The organism is Gabonibacter chumensis (assembly GCF_024741215.1).
Classification (GTDB): domain Bacteria; phylum Bacteroidota; class Bacteroidia; order Bacteroidales; family Marinifilaceae; genus Gabonibacter; species Gabonibacter massiliensis.
Genome location: NZ_JANSKB010000001.1, coordinates 645,041 through 660,963 on the forward strand (window position 1 = coordinate 645,041; position 15,923 = coordinate 660,963).

Annotated in this window: 16 protein-coding genes and 1 tRNA gene; 3 read left to right on the forward strand and 14 right to left on the reverse strand. The window is 43.2% G+C overall.

The window, feature by feature from the left end; translation table 11 throughout:
* The first annotated feature begins 47 nt into the window (after window positions 1–47).
* Window positions 48–118, forward strand: a tRNA-Gln gene (locus NVS78_RS02820).
* Window positions 119–200: 82 nt separating this feature from the next.
* On the opposite strand, the gene NVS78_RS02825 is transcribed toward NVS78_RS02820, so the two are convergent.
* The 5 genes from NVS78_RS02825 to NVS78_RS02845 all read right to left on the reverse strand — a co-directional run bounded on the left by NVS78_RS02825 (window position 201) and on the right by NVS78_RS02845 (window position 4,304).
* Window positions 201–608 carry a hypothetical protein gene (locus tag NVS78_RS02825; RefSeq protein WP_286357828.1) on the reverse strand — a complete coding sequence of 136 codons (408 nt, stop codon included), beginning with the start codon at window positions 606–608 and terminating at the stop codon, window positions 201–203.
* Window positions 609–612: 4 nt separating this feature from the next.
* Window positions 613–819, reverse strand: coding sequence for a hypothetical protein (locus NVS78_RS02830; RefSeq protein ID WP_286357829.1), 207 nt, complete (start codon window positions 817–819; stop codon window positions 613–615).
* A gap of 211 nt (window positions 820–1,030) precedes the next feature.
* Window positions 1,031–2,662 (reverse strand): DUF8614 domain-containing protein, encoded by a 1,632-nt coding sequence (locus tag NVS78_RS02835; RefSeq protein WP_286357830.1) that lies wholly within the window; start codon window positions 2,660–2,662, stop codon window positions 1,031–1,033.
* Between the two features lie 245 nt (window positions 2,663–2,907).
* Complete coding sequence (locus NVS78_RS02840) at window positions 2,908–3,732, reverse strand: PorT family protein (RefSeq protein WP_286357831.1); 825 nt, start codon at window positions 3,730–3,732, stop codon at window positions 2,908–2,910.
* 53 nt (window positions 3,733–3,785) lie between these two features.
* Entirely contained in the window at window positions 3,786–4,304 is a 519-nt protein-coding gene (locus tag NVS78_RS02845; protein ID WP_286357832.1) for a hypothetical protein, read from the reverse strand.
* A gap of 92 nt (window positions 4,305–4,396) precedes the next feature.
* Here NVS78_RS02845 and dusB point away from each other — a divergent pair, with 92 nt between their 5' ends.
* A complete protein-coding gene (dusB, locus tag NVS78_RS02850) occupies window positions 4,397–5,428 on the forward strand; it encodes a tRNA dihydrouridine synthase DusB (protein WP_286357833.1) in 1,032 nt (343 codons plus the stop codon).
* Here dusB and NVS78_RS02855 read toward each other — a convergent pair.
* Both NVS78_RS02855 and glpK read right to left on the reverse strand, forming a co-directional pair.
* Window positions 5,378–6,118, reverse strand: coding sequence for an MIP/aquaporin family protein (locus tag NVS78_RS02855; protein WP_286357834.1), 741 nt, complete (start codon window positions 6,116–6,118; stop codon window positions 5,378–5,380). The two genes, dusB and NVS78_RS02855, sit on opposite strands and share 51 nt — an antisense overlap.
* A gap of 135 nt (window positions 6,119–6,253) precedes the next feature.
* Entirely contained in the window at window positions 6,254–7,750 is a 1,497-nt protein-coding gene (gene glpK / locus NVS78_RS02860; RefSeq protein ID WP_286357835.1) for a glycerol kinase GlpK, read from the reverse strand.
* 227 nt (window positions 7,751–7,977) lie between these two features.
* Between glpK and NVS78_RS02865 the strand changes: the two genes are divergently transcribed.
* The gene (locus NVS78_RS02865; protein ID WP_286358453.1) at window positions 7,978–8,514 is read left to right on the forward strand and encodes a nitroreductase family protein; all 537 of its coding nucleotides are present in this window, start codon (window positions 7,978–7,980) and stop codon (window positions 8,512–8,514) included.
* A 70-nt stretch (window positions 8,515–8,584) separates the two neighbouring features.
* Here NVS78_RS02865 and gltX read toward each other — a convergent pair whose 3' ends face one another.
* The 7 genes from gltX to dxs form a co-directional block, all read right to left on the reverse strand.
* A complete protein-coding gene (gene gltX / locus NVS78_RS02870) occupies window positions 8,585–10,105 on the reverse strand; it encodes a glutamate--tRNA ligase (RefSeq protein WP_286357836.1) in 1,521 nt (506 codons plus the stop codon).
* A gap of 12 nt (window positions 10,106–10,117) precedes the next feature.
* Entirely contained in the window at window positions 10,118–10,399 is a 282-nt protein-coding gene (locus NVS78_RS02875) for a hypothetical protein (RefSeq protein WP_041503210.1), read from the reverse strand.
* Entirely contained in the window at window positions 10,399–10,533 is a 135-nt protein-coding gene (locus NVS78_RS02880) for a hypothetical protein (protein ID WP_286357837.1), read from the reverse strand. The genes NVS78_RS02875 and NVS78_RS02880 overlap by 1 nt, the downstream gene beginning before the upstream one ends.
* A gap of 55 nt (window positions 10,534–10,588) precedes the next feature.
* Window positions 10,589–11,728, reverse strand: coding sequence for a 1-acyl-sn-glycerol-3-phosphate acyltransferase (locus NVS78_RS02885; protein ID WP_286357838.1), 1,140 nt, complete (start codon window positions 11,726–11,728; stop codon window positions 10,589–10,591).
* Between the two features lie 178 nt (window positions 11,729–11,906).
* On the reverse strand, window positions 11,907–13,106 hold the full coding sequence (locus tag NVS78_RS02890) for a pyridoxal phosphate-dependent aminotransferase (RefSeq protein WP_041503213.1): 1,200 nt from the start codon (window positions 13,104–13,106) through the stop codon (window positions 11,907–11,909).
* A gap of 219 nt (window positions 13,107–13,325) precedes the next feature.
* Window positions 13,326–14,024 (reverse strand): Crp/Fnr family transcriptional regulator, encoded by a 699-nt coding sequence (locus NVS78_RS02895; protein ID WP_286357839.1) that lies wholly within the window; start codon window positions 14,022–14,024, stop codon window positions 13,326–13,328.
* 18 nt (window positions 14,025–14,042) lie between these two features.
* A complete protein-coding gene (gene dxs / locus NVS78_RS02900; protein WP_434802115.1) occupies window positions 14,043–15,920 on the reverse strand; it encodes a 1-deoxy-D-xylulose-5-phosphate synthase in 1,878 nt (625 codons plus the stop codon).
* Window positions 15,921–15,923: the final 3 nt, after the last annotated feature.

Here is a 15,923-nt window from a genome sequence, read left to right on the forward strand (position 1 = left end):
GCAGTAGTTTTTGATTTTTCAAAAAACTACTATATTTGCAGCGCAATTGCCCTATGGTGTAATGGTAGCACTCCAGATTCTGGTTCTGTCTGTCTGGGTTCGAGTCCTAGTGGGGCAACAAGCTGAAAAATATCCCTTGTAACGTTAAAGTTACAAGGGATATTTTTTTAATCGGATGGGGGAGCGTTTTTATAAATAGTTTAATCGATACGTCTCTTTTGAATAACATCGAACCCTTCACTCGCTTGTCCGTAACCGAATATAAGTCTGATCCTTCTATTTTTGATCGTACTGTTTTTTTCTGTGTTAATATGAATATTGTTATCTTTTATAAAGACGCTAAACCAATCTCCCGTTATTGTATCATTATTATGCCTAACTTCATAGATTGTAATAGAATCAGCTATAGGATAATCACAAAGACGATAAAAAAAATACGGCATCGTAATCTTGTTTATTTTTACGGATATTTCGTGACTCGCCGAATTTAATACTAATGCCTCTACATCGAATAAGGTTTTTGCAAACTCTTCTTCTTTTTCAGAACAGGAATAAATAGAAATAATACAAAGTAGGTAGATGGTATAAAGAAACATGTTTTTTATCATATGTTTATAAGTAAGGTTTAATACTGGGGATCGATATATGGTGAAACGGGTCTAAATCTGCAAATTCTTTGACCAAATCCAAAGCTTTTTGATAATCTTTTTCCACTTTATTTTCAGTTTCATTTTGGGTTGTGGAAATTATTTCATCTGTGTTATTACTGCAACCGGATAAAATAAGCAATACGCATACTATGAGATAAGATGTTTTCATAAAATGAAGATTGAATGACTACTATTGTTGTTTATAATTGGATGTAAATATAGACGAATATTCTATATTTGTATTATTAATTCAATATTAATCTATTGAATTATCGTATTGTATTAACTCGGCGGTGATAAAACAAAAAAGAGGGTATAAAAATAAAAGCGCTATCCCGACGGACAGCGCTTTATAAGTTAAGTAGTCTTAGGGCCGACTGTTATTCCAACCCCAAAACGGTTTTACCTTGTTTGAAGAAGATATCTTTCGGAATTCCGGCTCCGGCGATTTTATCCAAATCTTTTTGGAGGGATGGAGGGATGACTCCTTTGGCTGCAATCAAGGCTTGTGCGCCGGCGATGTCTCCGTTACCTTGCAAGGTAATGTATTCCCCGGCGATAACGCCGATGTCTTTTTTCATTTTTTCAAAATCGATGGTATAGTATCCGGTCGTTTCGTCTTTCGTGATGGCTCCGCTTTCCATGAAATGGTTAAATTGAAGCATGTTGGCTTTCCCGTGTGCGCTGGCTGCACCGAACCGCACGGATCTGAAAATACCGGCCACGAAAGTAACGTAGTTGTCCATCAAATCTTTGTCTTTCAGAATGCCCCAATCGGCTAACTGAGTGAGGCAATACAACCCGAGGATATCGGCTTTGGCCTCTTCGATTGAAGTATAAGTATTTTGTAAAGCGGAGCGAACCTCCTGCTTGTCCTTGATCGTGTAATTGACGCCGAGACCGTGTGCCACTTCATGGAACATGGTGTTTTCGAAGAAGGCATCTCCTTTCACGTGTTTTTGTTGTTCCGGAGTGATCACTAATTTGGAGATAGGAACCACCATCGTCTGGAATTTGGCATCCATCGAGTTCTTGAGCTGCAATTTGCGACTTCCTTTGGCGGCGTGTACTCTTGGATCGTTCGGAAGGTTGATGGCTATATTTTTACTGCCGGCATTGCAATCTCCGGCATAATAGATTACGTCGTAAGCGTTTAAATCGGCGTTGGCATTGGCCTTCTCCTGTTTATAAGCGGACGGTACCGGAAGATTTTCTTGTAATTTGGGTAAATATTGGGCGTATAAGGAGAGCTTTTTACTCCACTCTTTGTCTTTGACTAAAATCTGACCGGAATGTGAAGCCTTGTAACCGAAAAGTTGGTCTTCATAGGTTTCGATCGGACCTACTACAAAATCTAAGGTGTTGTTTTGCATATCCATCCACGCTAAATCGCTGGCGAGATAATCGTCTGTCAAAAGAGCCTGGGAGCGTAGTTCCAAATACTTTTTCAATCCCGGATCTTCTGCTAATTCTGCGGCTCGTTTTAGTAATTCCGCGGCTTTGGCCGTCTCTTCGGGATAAGCCTCGTGGAACGGCACGACAATCAGCTGGCCGGAAGTATCCCGTCTGATAACGCTGTACCAATCGGTTTTCCGTGGATCTTTCAATGCCTGGAACTCCTCTTTGGTCATGTCGGCCGGGTAGAAATTGGCTCCTAAAGGTTTAGGGCCTACGCCTTCGATAAAAGGTTTATTGTCGTTTAACCGATCCCATGGTCCGTAGTTGATTTTGATATATTTCTGTGCATAGGGATCCGGGTTTTGAGCGAGTAATTCTTCTTTATCTCCATAAGCATTTTGCCAGAAAATTTCTTCCATGATGTCCGCTACCTCGATAAGGATAGGTAGCATTTTTTTCTCGTTTTCGGTTAGCTTACTCATGTCCGTCGTGAGTGTAAACTCGGCGTATTGGTCGGCAAGCGGCTTATAAGGGCTTTCTTTGGTCTCCTTTTTGGCCTCTTTACAAGAGAACGCAAAAGAACCTAAAAGTAAAAATAGGAATAGTTTTCTCATTTTGGGTTGTGTTTTTAAGTTATGCCGGCGAATTTATAAAAAGGAGGGGATTAATTGTTATAAAACGAGAAAAAATTGCTGTTTGCAAAAGAACAATAAAGGATTTTCGAAAAGGTTCCTTTTCAATTTGTCCTCTTTTTCATTTGCATTCGAGCTTGAATAGAATCTCCCGCGTGAGTTCTACCGAACTGAATGGGAAAACAGAGTTGTTTCCGGTCGTTGCCGATTACCGGATAAATAACAGGTCAGAATGTGATGCCTATCCCTATGCTATATGGATGTAGTTCTGGTCCTTTATTGGTTTTAAACATCCGGTTCAGGGAATAATTTCCCCATACGGCCAGATGTCCGTATCCGGCACGAAGAGTGGCATCGACCTTGACCGGGGTCATGCTGAAATTCCCGGAATCTTTTAAACGGCGTTTTTTCCCGTCCTCTTTTTTATAGACGACCTTTGTTTTCGTGTGTAACCTCAGACCTCCCGTAAGTCCTCCCGATACAAAGGCTTTGGTTCTACTCTTGCCGGGGAATTGGACTTCGAACAGCAAAGGAATGGTAAGATATAGGTTTTTGAAAGAGCTTTTTTTCACATGCAAATCGGTTAACGGATCGTCATGAATTACTCCGTGTTCATCCTTTACGATCGTATTTTTGTGTTTGAAACGAAAACGTTGATACTCCAGGCCGAGTCCGGTTACCAACCCGATGGTGTTGGACGGATTCAGGCGTATGCCTTTTTGGATTAAATTAAATTGCATAACCCATGAATTCCCCCTGTCCAATTCCATGTAGGCGGTTCCTCCGGATTGGATATAGTTTGTATTGTCGAAATTGATGAAACCGAAGAAGAAACCGCTCCAGTGACCTTTAAAATAGAGGAAATTATTGTTTTGATAAGAGTGACGGTGTAACGGATCGCTTAATATTTCCGTCGGGTTGGCTCTTCTTTTTTCTCTTTTTTCCTGTAAATAGATTTGTTTGAATTCCCCTTTCGTCGTATCTGATTTTGTTTTTTGAGCCCATACGGGACAAGCGATTAGGAGAATCGTAAAAAGAAGTATTGTTTTCATGGTGATGAAGATAGTTTATATTGCTGTATTTTTCGTTTTATCTTATATAAAGGTTACGGTTTCGGATTGAAAGAGACAGAATGGAAAAATTTTTCTTTTTGTATGAGAATTTCATTCAAAAGTTTCGATTTTCCCCCGATGACGATTTGGTACATGCAATTATTTCTGAATATAAACCGTTTATAATAGATCATGTTATCCTTGTCTTTCGTTATAGTATAACAGATTTCTTTTATCTCCATATCTTTATGCGGGATGTTTTTTTCTTCTTTCAGGACGGCCGATTCCATTGTCAGGGTCTCTTTTTTCATTTGTTGGTACAATTGCGTTACGGTAAGGTCTTTGAATGTCCCTTTTTCCGTATTCAATTTCGTACATACGACGCCGAATACACAGGTTAGATTTTTGGTTTGGAAAATCCATGATTGAGCACCTTCGATCTCTTTTTTTAAACGTTGGGCATGATTGGGAAATAGAAACGAGAGGTGATCCGGACCTTTAACCCGTATCCATTCGTCACTTGTTGAACTAAAAGTGAGCAGGCCTGCCAGAACAAGATGAAGTATATGCATATGAATCGTTTTATTTTGAAAGTTAAAGATATTAATTATTATTTTTGTGGCCAAACTTATAAATAAGATCTCTCTAAAATTACGTACATCTTATGATTATTGGAGGAAAAAACGTGGGAGAAAGGCCATTGATATTGGCACCGATGGAGGAGGTTACGAATCCTCCCTTCCGTAAATTTTGTAAGCGTTATGGTGCAGACTGGCTGTATTCCGAGTTCGTTTCTGCAGATGCTTTAGTACGTTCGGTGAATAAGACCGTGAAAAAATTGACGATAGAGGATAGTGAACGACCGGTAACCATACAGATTTACGGACGCTTTATCGAATCGATGGTAGAAGCGGCTAAGATCGTAGAGACCGTGCGACCGGATTTTATCGATATTAATTTTGGGTGTCCGGTGAAACGGGTAGCTGCAAAGGGTGCGGGGGCAGGTATGCTCAGGGATATCCCCTTGATGGTGGAAATGACGCGGCAGATCGTCCGGGCTGTAAATATTCCGGTGACGGTAAAAACCCGCTTGGGATGGGATTGCGATCATATTATGATCGATGAGGTGGCAGAGCGGTTGCAGGATGTCGGAATCAGTGCTTTGGCCATTCACGGCAGAACCCGTTCCCAGATGTACAAGGGAGAGGCTGACTGGGAACCTATCGCCCGGGTTAAAAGTAATCCCCGGATAAGGATTCCCGTTATTGGAAATGGGGATATAGATTCTCCTCAAAAGGTAAAGGAGGCCTTTGAGCGTTATGGTGTCGACGGCGTGATGATTGGTCGGGCTACGATCGGGAAACCTTGGATTTTCAAACAGATAAAACATTATCTCTCCACTGGTGAAGTGCTGCCCGAATTGACGGTAGCAGAACAGATCGATATCATTAAAGAGCAGATACTCTTATCTATGGAGTGGCTGGATGAGGTTCGCGGATTGTTTCACATGCGCCGGCACATGGCTTGTATGTTTAAGGGCTTGTCTCATTTCAGAGATTTAAGGATAGAGATGCTACAAGCCCCTAATATAAAAGTTTTGTGGGAGGTTTTTGACCGGATCAACGAGAGATATGGCTCCGGAGCATTAAACGGAGAGAATTCCGTAAAAGAGGGCGGCGATTCCACACCCGATTAAAGGTCCGAAAACGGGAATCCACGCGTAGTCCCAATGACTGCTGCCTTTTCCGGAAATAGGCAGGATGGCATGCACGATTCTGGGAGCGAGATCCCGTGCCGGATTGATAGCGTATCCGGTGACTCCTCCTAACGAAAGACCGATAGCCCATACGATGAAAGCCACGGGGATGGCACCGATAGAGCCTAAGCCGATGGGAGTGGTCGTATCCACGTCGGCAATGAGTTCTGCCCCGGTGATATAAAAGACGGAAAACATCAGGACGAAAGTTCCGATTACTTCACAAGAAAGATTGATGATGTTATGCCGTATTTCCGGAGCCGTGCAGAATACGCCTAATTTTGTGCCCGGATTATCCGTCGCGTTGAAATGATCGTAATAAATAATCCAGACAAGCAGGGCTCCGAGGGCTGCTCCGATCATTTGGGCGATGAGGTAGAACGGTACGTCGCTCCAGGGAAATTTTTCCGTGATGGCGAAACCGATTGTAATGGCCGGATTCAGATGAGCCCCGCTATATGGCCCTGCAATTACTACTCCGGCAAATACGGCTAATGCCCAAGCCGTGGTAATCGTGATCCACCCCGCGCCGAATCCTTTGGTTTTATTCAATACCACGTTGGCAACCACTCCATCCCCGAGGAGAATCATGACCATTGTTCCGATAAGTTCAGCTGTAAAAGGAGACATGATGATATAATTTTAAATTGAAAATGACGGTTGTAAGTGTTGGATGTAAAGGATAGCGAAAGAATTCAGAATTCGGTGGTTCAAACGAATCGCCCAATCGTGAAATCACGTAATCACCACGGATCGGATTTTATGTTACTCTTCCCAATCGCGTACCCGTTCCACGGCTTTATGCCACATGTGTAAAAGTTGTTTCACATGTTCGTCGGTATCCTGAGGTTCGAAAACCCGGTCGATGCTCCATTGTTCCTGAAGCTCTTCCGTACTTTCCCAGTATCCGGTTGCCAATCCTGCTAAATAGGCGGCTCCGAGGGCTGTCGTTTCCAATACCTTCGGGCGTACGACTTTAGCTTTGCAGATATTACTTTGGAATTGCATAAGAAAGTTGTTGGCTACGGCTCCTCCGTCGACTCTTAATTCCGGAGAGGCTTGTTTCATGTCGTGTTCCATGGCCTGGATCACGTCATATACTTCGAAAGCAATTCCTTCCAAGGCAGCTCTTGCGATATGTTCCGGCGTGGTTCCCCGGGTAATGCCTATGATACCCCCTCGGGCATATTGGTCCCAGTAAGGAGCTCCCAAGCCTGTCAGGGCCGGAACGAAATATACGCCTCCGTTATCGGATAGGGAACTTGCCATAGGCTCGCTGGCAGAGGCCGTGGAGATGAGCTTAACTCCGTCTCTCAGCCATTGGATGACAGCACCTCCCACGAAAACGCTGCCTTCAAGGGCATAGGTAACTTCTCCTTTAATTTTCCAGGCGATCGTGTTCAATAGGTTATTTTTTGATTTGACTACTTTGTTCCCTGTGTTCATTACCATAAAGCATCCCGTTCCGTATGTCGTTTTCGTCATTCCCGGGAAGAGACAAAGTTGGCCGAAAAGAGCAGCCTGTTGATCTCCGGCGATTCCGGCAATCGGTATTTTGGTGGAGAACAAGGTCGTTGCCGTTTCGGAATAGATCTCGCTGCTGGCTTTTACTTCCGGTAATAGGGATTCGGGAATATGGAACAGCTCCAATAGCTCTTTATCCCATTGTAGCGTGTGAATATTGAATAACATGGTCCGGGAAGCATTACTGACATCGGTAACATGGACTTTCCCTTGGGTAAATTTCCAGACAAGCCAGCTGTCGACCGTACCGAAACAAAGTTTCCCTTTCTCTGCGCGTTCCCGTGCTCCTTCGACATGGTCTAATATCCATTTGATTTTTGTTGCGGAAAAATAAGCGTCTATGATCAAACCTGTTTTTTCCCGGATCATATCGCCGTATCCGTTTTCCTGCAATTCCTTGCAAATATCGGCCGTCCGCCGGTCTTGCCATACGATGGCCCGGTAAACGGGAATGGAGGTCTCGCGATCCCATATGATCGTGGTTTCCCGTTGATTGGTGATCCCGATACAGGCAATATCCAATCCTGTCAGGTTACCTTTGGCGATCACCTCGGCCGCAACCGAAGATTGGGAGTACCAGATCTCCGAGGGATCGTGTTCCACCCATCCGGGACGGGGAAAATGCTGTTCTATCGGTTTTTGCGACATGGCAATGACGTTGCCGTTATGATTGAAGAGCATGGCGCGGGAAGAAGTTGTTCCCTGATCCAAGGCCAGTACGTATTTTTCGGTTTTCATGATTCTGTTTGTTTTATCGTTAAGGCTTATCTTCTCTACGGGATTTAGGATTTTTTGTTACAAATTTTATTCTAAAAAGCGTTTTTAACAAAATCATAAGCCATACGGGAGAAAAAAATGTCCTATCTTAGAATCGGTTTTAAAAGAATATAGAGATGAATAAACGAAGTGCTTTGTATGTTTTATTAGCGGCAGTATTATTTATTGTTATATTAAAGACATCCGTTATGGGAGAGAGAAATGAAAAGAAGTCGGCTCTTTTGGAGAAGGGTGCGATAGAAACGATTATGGGACGCAAAAGTGTCCGGAAGTATTTGAATAAACCGGTAGAGGAGGAGAAGATTACGACTTTATTGAAAGCGGGGATGGCCGCACCTTCGGGAAAGGATACCCGTCCTTGGGCATTTGTGGTTGTGACAAAACGGGCTGCGTTGGATTCGATGGCCGCGGGATTGCCTTATGCGAAAATGTTGATTCAAGCTCCTTTGGCTATCGTGGTTTGCGGGGATCCCTCGGTATCCTCCTATTGGTATTTGGATTGTTCGGCAGCCACGCAAAATATACTATTGGCAGCCGAAGCATTGGAATTGGGGGCTGTCTGGACAGCAGCCTATCCGTACGAAGACCGGATGGATGTGGTACGCGAATATAGCCAATTGCCTGAAAATTTGGTCCCGCTCTGTGTTATTCCGATCGGCTATCCCGACGGTCCGCAAAAAGTAAAAGACAAATATGACCCGAATAAAATATCGAGAGTAGAATAAGATAGTGAGATTGGGTGATTCGGCGATTAAAATAATCACAAGGTGGCATAATCACGGAATCGCCCAATTTTTATAGAGTCGCTAATGCTTTTCTCAACCGTTTTAGGGTCTCTTCCTTGCCCAATATTTCGATAATATCGAACATATGAGGCCCGTCGGCCGAACCGATGATGGCTAAACGGAACGGATTCATGACTTTACCGAATCCGATCTCTTTACCGGTAACCCATGCTTTCACGGCTTCTTCGGTATTGGCGGAGGTGAATTCGGATACTCCTTCCAGAATATCGATCAACTCCTGAACAAGGCCCGGCGTCTCCTCTTTCCAACTTTTTTTCACCCCTTTTTCGTCATAGGTTTCCGGTGCTTTATAGAAATACCCGGATGAAGCATATATGTCCGAAACGAAGTTGGCTCTCTCTTTTAATAATCGGCATATCTTTTCCAATTTTTCTATATCATAAGTGATACCGTCTTGGACGAGCATTTCATTCAATAAGATGGCCAGATCTTTGTCATTTTTTTGTACCAAATATTTATGATTAAACCATTTGGCTTTATCCGGATTGAAGCGGGCACCTGATTTATTAACCCGTTCCAATGAGAATTGATCGCAGAGTTCTTGTAGGGAGAAAAGCTCTTGATCCGTTCCCGGGTTCCAGCCCAATAGGGCTAACATATTGATGAAAGCCTCCGGGAGATAGCCGTCCTCCTTGTAGCCATGCCATTTTTCTCCCGTTTCCGGATCGGTAAATTCCATAGGGAATACGGGAAATCCCATTTTGTTTCCGTCTCGTTTACTTAATTTACCGTTTCCTACCGGTTTCAGGATTAGGGGAAGATGGGCGAATTCCGGCATGGTGTTTTCCCAACCGAAAGCTCGGTATAAAAGTACGTGTAGAGGCAGGGAAGGCAACCACTCTTCTCCCCGGATCACGTGCGATATTTTCATTAAATGATCGTCGACGATATTGGCTAAGTGATACGTCGGCATACCGTCGGATTTGAATAAAACTTTATCATCCAAAAGCGAAGTATTGAAATGTACCTCTCCCCGGATGATATCGCGTAAATACAGGTCTTCGTTTTCAGGCATTTTAAAACGGATCACGTAGTGGATACCGCTTTCCAACAAATTCTTAACTTCGTCGTCCTGCATATTCAACGAATTTTTGAGATTTTTTCGGGTAGCGGCGTTATACATGAACGTCTCTCCTTTGGCTTCGCTTGCCGTCCGTTGTGCGTTTAGTTCTTCGGCACTATCGAAAGAGTAGTATGCATTTCCGGATTCTACTAATTGTAACGCGTATTGCTTATACAGGGATTTGCGTTCACTTTGTCGGTAGGGACCGTATTCTCCTCCGACTCCGACACCTTCGTCCACGGTCAATCCGCACCATTTTAATGATTCTATGATATATTCTTCGGCTCCGGGTACATACCGGTTTTGATCCGTATCTTCTATTCTTAAAAGGAAATCACCACCGTGGTGGCGAGCAAATAAATAATTGAATAGGGCCGTTCTGACACCTCCTAAATGGAGTGCACCCGTGGGGCTGGGAGCAAATCTTACTCTAACTTTTCTGTCCATTTTTCAGTTTATTTATTGTAATTGATTATTATCGTCTTTTTCTTCGGTCTCTTTTTCCCGGTCCAATAGATTTCGAAAAAGATCTTTGGCGTATTGAATGGCAAAACGTTCGGCGTCGGCTTTCGCATGGAATCCGCTTCCGATTTGTTCCGCGTAACTAAATGGGGAATCCGGGCTCTCCGTTAAAAGAAACAGGGTGTAATTTGAATGATGATCCCGGCTTTTGCTGGTTAATCCAAACCAGAACTCCATACTTTTCCCTCCGGCATAGATTCGACGTCTGAATTTGTACATTACAGGTTACGTTTATTAGGGTTTTTAAAACTGATGATCGAAACGGCAATAGCGATGGATGCCATTGCGGCGATGTTAACGTAAACGGCGGTACGGTCTCCTCCATGAAACAACGAGAGAACACTTGAGATCATAATTAGAAATGCTGCAAGTATCAGTAGGTATCGAGATATACGCATAAGATCGAAGTTATTGATTGTTTCCTGTCGTGGCGTTTTTTACCGGATTGGCGTAAATTTCCAGAAAAATATTATTTAAAACAGAGCGGTTTCCGTTAAGACGTTCTATCTTTTCTGTCATCACCTGAATGAATTTCTCTTTTTCTTCCTTCGAATATTTCGAGGAAAAACGGGTTGTCCCGTGGAGTAAATCGTAAGCTATATAATTATTCGGCCATAATTTGAATCCGGAATGAATTTTAGAATCGATGTAGGTCGCTAATTCCGCTATCCGATCTCCATTATTCGATTGGGCATCGAGTTCGTCGAGCTCATGTTGAATGGGAGAACAAATCGTAAAGTGTACTCTTCCTTTGTAACCCGAAAGTCCCTGTTGCATGCTTCGCATATCTGCCGCCGGGGTTTTCACGTAATCACCGATACTTTTTTGATAAAGTTCATCGGTTTTTAAATCGTCACAGGGTTCCCATTCATATGAGATCGCAATCGGAACAATACGTAGTTCTTTAAAATTGTCAACAAACCCTTTGGGACCGCTCATCTTAAACATTTTGAGCAGACTGTGTTGCGTCCGGTCGTCCCCGTTCTTTGTTCTTCCCTCTTTTTGGGCGATCCACACGGAGTATTCATTTTCATGAATAATATCCCGGATATAATGTGAACGTAAAGAAGCGCTTGAAATCATATCTCTGACCGGTAATCCCCGTTCAATAATGAAACAGGCATTCAACTTTACCAGGTCCGTGACCCATTTATTTATTAACAGGTTACTTCCGATGGCAGCTTCACAGTAATGATCCCCCCGTTTCCTCAATAGCACATTGAGGATGGCAGAGTCGAGGATGATGTCCCTGTGATTGGTCACGAATAAATAGGATTTATCTTTTTCTATGTGTTCCAAACCTACCGCTGTGACGCCGTCTGTTGTTCCGGCGATGAGTCTTTCCATTACCGGTCCGAAGAAGCGGGCTTGGAATTCGTCTCTGGTTGTGATGCCTTCAAGTTTTTGTGCGATAAGGTTTTTATCGATTTTGGTCATATGAGAAAAAAGTTGCAAAAATTCTTCTGCCTGACTGAGACGCTCAACGGCTTCCGGAATCTCTGATCCTATATATGGCCTGATACTATCAAATTGGGGATCTGAAGTCATGTCTTGATCTTAAATTTAGAAATCTTTGGACAAAGATAGATAAAATGTTTGATAAACGAGTACTTGGTTTGCGATATTAAACGAAATGAACGTTCGTTTTCCCGGATTTCTAAAAAAGACAATAAAAAATAATCCTGAAAGACCGAGGTCATCCAGGATTATATCAAGTAGAAAAATACTATTTTACTCTTCCAGGGTATACTTCCAATGCCTTGGCTAATGTTTCCATCGCTCCTTTCAATTCGGAGATTTTTAAGACATAGGCTATTCTTACCTCGTCTTTACCTAATCCGGGAGTAGAATAGAAGCCGCTGGCAGGAGCAACCATTACGGTTTGCTTGTTGTACTCGAAGTCTTCCAGCAACCATTGAGCAAACTTATCCGCATCGTCTACGGGAAGTTTAACTACCGCATAAAAGGCTCCTTTCGGTTTGGGACAAACAACTCCGGGCATCTTATTTAAAGCTTCTACCATGAAATCCCTTCTCTCGATATATTCGTTGTAAACATCCTTAAAATACTCTTCCGGGGTATCCAAAGAGGCTTCCGCCAGGATCTGACCGATAGCGGGGGCGCACAAACGAGCCATGCCGAATTTAAGTGCGGCAGTCAGAACTTCTTTGTTCCGGGTGATTAAAGCCCCTACGCGCAATCCGCATTCGCTGTATCTTTTGGAAACGGAGTCCAGCAATATGACATTTTGCTCTATTCCTTTCAATTGCATCGTGGAGAAATGTTTGTGTCCGTCGTAACAGAATTCCCTGTATACTTCGTCCGAATAAAGGTAGAGGTCGTATTTCTTCACGATGGAAGCCAATTGTTCCAACTCTTCCTGTGAGTATAAGTAACCGGTAGGGTTATTCGGATTCACGATAACGATACCTTTCGTACGGGGAGTGATCAGCTTCTCAAATTCACTGACGGGAGGCAAGGCGAAGTTGGTCTCTATGCTGGATGTGATGGCTTTTACTTTTACACCGCACATAAGGGCGAAAGCCGTGTAGTTAGCATAGAATGGTTCCGGAATGATAATTTCATCTCCGGGATTTAAGGTAGACATAAAAGCAATGGTGATCGCTTCCGAGCCTCCTGTTGTAATCATGATATTGGTTTCATCGATTTGGATACCAATATTTTGATAATATTTAGCTAATTTTTTCCGGTAAGAGAGATTTCCGGCGGAATTCGTATAAGCGATGACTTTTTCCGTGCAATGTTTTAATGCTTCTAACGCAACATCCGGGGTTTGAATATCTGGTTGTCCGATGTTCAGGTGATATACTTTGATTCCTTTTTCTTTAGCTTTATCCGCAAAGGGAACTAATTTTCGGATCGGCGAAGATGGCATCGCCATCCCTTTTTCTGATATTTGTGGCATAGATTCGTGTTTAAGATGTTAAGTTTTGTGCACAAATATAATGCTTAATAATTAGAATTATCCTAAAAAACGGAGATTTTAAATGAAGTGATTGGGTGATTGAATGATGATGTGATTCGGAGGTTAAATTCGATGACCGGCTCTTTTAATCTGTAATTCGAACCGTCTGTCTGCAATGAGAGCACATTGTACGCCTCCTTGTGAACTGTTCGTGACGAGTTATTCCGCTAATTTTTTTAGCTTGTCGATGTCCAGTAGTTTGATTCTCCGTCCCTTGGATTCGAGAAGGCCTTCGTTTTTCAGGTCGGACAGCAGCCGGATAAGGGTTTCTGTTGCCGTACCTACAAAGTTGCTCAAATCTTCCCGGGTAACGCTTAATTTTAATGTTCCGTCCTCCTCCAAGCCGAAATCCCCGGCAATGAGTAGTAAGATTTCTGACAGTCTTGATTTGACGGATTTCTGTGCGATATCTTTGATATAGCGATTGGCATCTCCTAATTCTTTGCAGGCGATTTGCATCATTTCGTAGGCAAAGTTAGGGCTATTGGTGATCATATGCATCAAGGAGGCGTCCGGTATATAACATAAAATACAGTCCGATAATGTTTCTACGGAAGTACAGGCAGACTCTTTACGGATAACGGAACGAAAACCGAAAATATCACCTTCTTTCCCGAACCGAATGATCTGATCCTTTCCTTCGTTACCTGTCTGGAAAATCTTTACGATTCCGGAATACAGGAAATAACACCCCTTTATTCGAGAGCCTTCTTTGTAGATAAATTCTCCTTTTTTATAATGTTTGATCACGTTATCTGCAAGTAACTTTTCGATTTCCTGATCGGGCACATTCTTAAATGTCTTCTTGAATCTGGCGATGCATTCGATGTTTTCCGGTAATAAGATTTCTGCTTTCATGGCCTGGTTGAATAAACGCTATATCGAACAAATATAATTATAAATTGCTTCCGCATCAAATCCGCATTCTCGATATAATTGCTGTTGACTACCGTGTTCTATAAAACGATCGGGGATGCCCAATCGAATGACTTTGGCCGAATACCCGTGGTCGGCCATGAATTCGAGAACGGCACTACCCAAACCGCCGATGGTTGTCCCGTCTTCCAACGTAATGATTTTGGAGAATTTTTTAAAAACCGTGTGCAGTAACTCCGTATCTAAGGGTTTAAGAAAACGCATATCATAAATTGCAACAGAGCGGGGGGGATTTTTTTCAATTGCCTTTATGGCCTCTCGCCCGATAGCACCGATAGATAATACGGCGACCTCGTCTCCTTCGATAAGGCATCTTCCTTTTCCGATTTCGAGTTCCTTGAACGGAGTCCTCCAATGGAGTGCGGAACCGTTACCGCGCGGATAACGGATTGAAAAGGGACCTTTATCGGGAAGCTGAGCCGTATACATCATATTACGCAACTCTTCTTCGTCGAACGGAGCGGCAATCGTCATATTCGGTATGCAACGGAAGTACGCCAAATCGTAGGCCCCGTGATGTGTAGCTCCGTCTGCCCCGACCAAGCCTCCCCTATCAAGGCAAAAAATCACCTGTAGTTTTTGCAGTGCCACGTCGTGGATAACCTGGTCGTACGCTCTTTGCATAAAAGAGGAGTAAATATTGCAAAACGGGATATATCCCTGTGCGGCGAGTCCGGCGGAAAAAGTTACGGCATGTTGCTCGGCAATACCTACATCGAAACAACGGTCCGGCATCTCTTTCATCATAATGTTGAGGGAACAACCCGTAGGCATGGCAGGTGTAATGCCTACTATTTTTTCATTATTCCGAGCCAGTTCTAAAATAGTATGTCCGAATACATCCTGAAATTTAGGGGGAGTATCGGGCTTGTTTTCTTTGATCAGTTCACCTGTTTCCTTGTTGAATTTTCCGGGGGCGTGCCAGGTGGTCTGGTCCAGTTCGGCTTGCTTGAACCCTTTGCCTTTAACGGTAATGCAATGTAGCAATTTGGGACCCTGGATCGCTTTCAGATCCCGGAGTACCTTGATAAGGTGATTTACATCGTGGCCGTCTACCGGACCGAAGTATCTGAACCCCAGAGCTTCAAACAGATTGCTTTGTTTAAGCAGAAGTGATTTGACACTATTGTCTACTTTTTGAATGAAATTTCGCGCTCCCGGGCTGATCTTATTCAATCGTCCTAAGATTCGCCAAACGTCTTCTTTTAGTTTATTGTAAGTTTTGGAGGTGGAGATATCCAATAAATATTCATTCATGCCGCCGACATTCGGGTCGATGGCCATGTTATTGTCGTTTAAGATAACTAAGAGGTTGGCATTATTTATTCCCGCGTTATTCAATCCTTCGAAAGCCATTCCACCGGTCATGGCTCCGTCACCGATCACGGCCACGGAAAGTCTGTCTTTTTCTCCGTTTAATTTGGCAGCTACGGCCATGCCTAATGCCGCGGAAATAGAAGTTGAAGAGTGGCCGGTTCCGAAAGAGTCGTATTCGCTTTCACTTCGTTTAGGGAATCCGCTAATTCCTTTGTATTGACGATTCGTATCGAAATTTTCTCTTCGTCCGGTTAATATTTTATGAGGATAAGCTTGGTGTCCGACGTCCCATATCAGATTGTCGTAAGGGGTGTCGAAAACATAATGCAAAGCTACCGTAAGTTCAACGACTCCTAACCCTGCACCGAAATGGCCGGGATGTTCGGAACATTCGTCTATGATTTTTTGACGGAGTTCCTGGCACAGTTGAATTAAATCGTCTTCTGGGACTTTCTTTAAGTCGGCAGGAGAGTTGATAGTTTCTAATATATTTTTATTCACGAT

Excerpts from the sequence above, each read along its gene's own strand:
- NVS78_RS02825 (WP_286357828.1), bottom strand. The coding sequence starts at position 608 with ATGATAAAAAACATGTTTCTTTATACCATCTACCTACTTTGTATTATT.
- NVS78_RS02830 (WP_286357829.1), bottom strand. The coding sequence starts at position 819 with ATGAAAACATCTTATCTCATAGTATGCGTATTGCTTATTTTATCCGGT.
- NVS78_RS02835 (WP_286357830.1), bottom strand. The coding sequence starts at position 2,662 with ATGAGAAAACTATTCCTATTTTTACTTTTAGGTTCTTTTGCGTTCTCT.
- NVS78_RS02840 (WP_286357831.1), bottom strand. The coding sequence starts at position 3,732 with ATGAAAACAATACTTCTTTTTACGATTCTCCTAATCGCTTGTCCCGTA.
- NVS78_RS02845 (WP_286357832.1), bottom strand. The coding sequence starts at position 4,304 with ATGCATATACTTCATCTTGTTCTGGCAGGCCTGCTCACTTTTAGTTCA.
- dusB (WP_286357833.1), top strand. The coding sequence starts at position 4,397 with ATGATTATTGGAGGAAAAAACGTGGGAGAAAGGCCATTGATATTGGCA.
- NVS78_RS02855 (WP_286357834.1), bottom strand. The coding sequence starts at position 6,118 with ATGTCTCCTTTTACAGCTGAACTTATCGGAACAATGGTCATGATTCTC.
- glpK (WP_286357835.1), bottom strand. The coding sequence starts at position 7,750 with ATGAAAACCGAAAAATACGTACTGGCCTTGGATCAGGGAACAACTTCT.
- NVS78_RS02865 (WP_286358453.1), top strand. The coding sequence starts at position 7,978 with ATGGGAGAGAGAAATGAAAAGAAGTCGGCTCTTTTGGAGAAGGGTGCG.
- gltX (WP_286357836.1), bottom strand. The coding sequence starts at position 10,105 with ATGGACAGAAAAGTTAGAGTAAGATTTGCTCCCAGCCCCACGGGTGCA.
- NVS78_RS02875 (WP_041503210.1), bottom strand. The coding sequence starts at position 10,399 with ATGTACAAATTCAGACGTCGAATCTATGCCGGAGGGAAAAGTATGGAG.
- NVS78_RS02880 (WP_286357837.1), bottom strand. The coding sequence starts at position 10,533 with ATGATCTCAAGTGTTCTCTCGTTGTTTCATGGAGGAGACCGTACCGCC.
- NVS78_RS02885 (WP_286357838.1), bottom strand. The coding sequence starts at position 11,728 with ATGACTTCAGATCCCCAATTTGATAGTATCAGGCCATATATAGGATCA.
- NVS78_RS02890 (WP_041503213.1), bottom strand. The coding sequence starts at position 13,106 with ATGCCACAAATATCAGAAAAAGGGATGGCGATGCCATCTTCGCCGATC.
- NVS78_RS02895 (WP_286357839.1), bottom strand. The coding sequence starts at position 14,024 with ATGAAAGCAGAAATCTTATTACCGGAAAACATCGAATGCATCGCCAGA.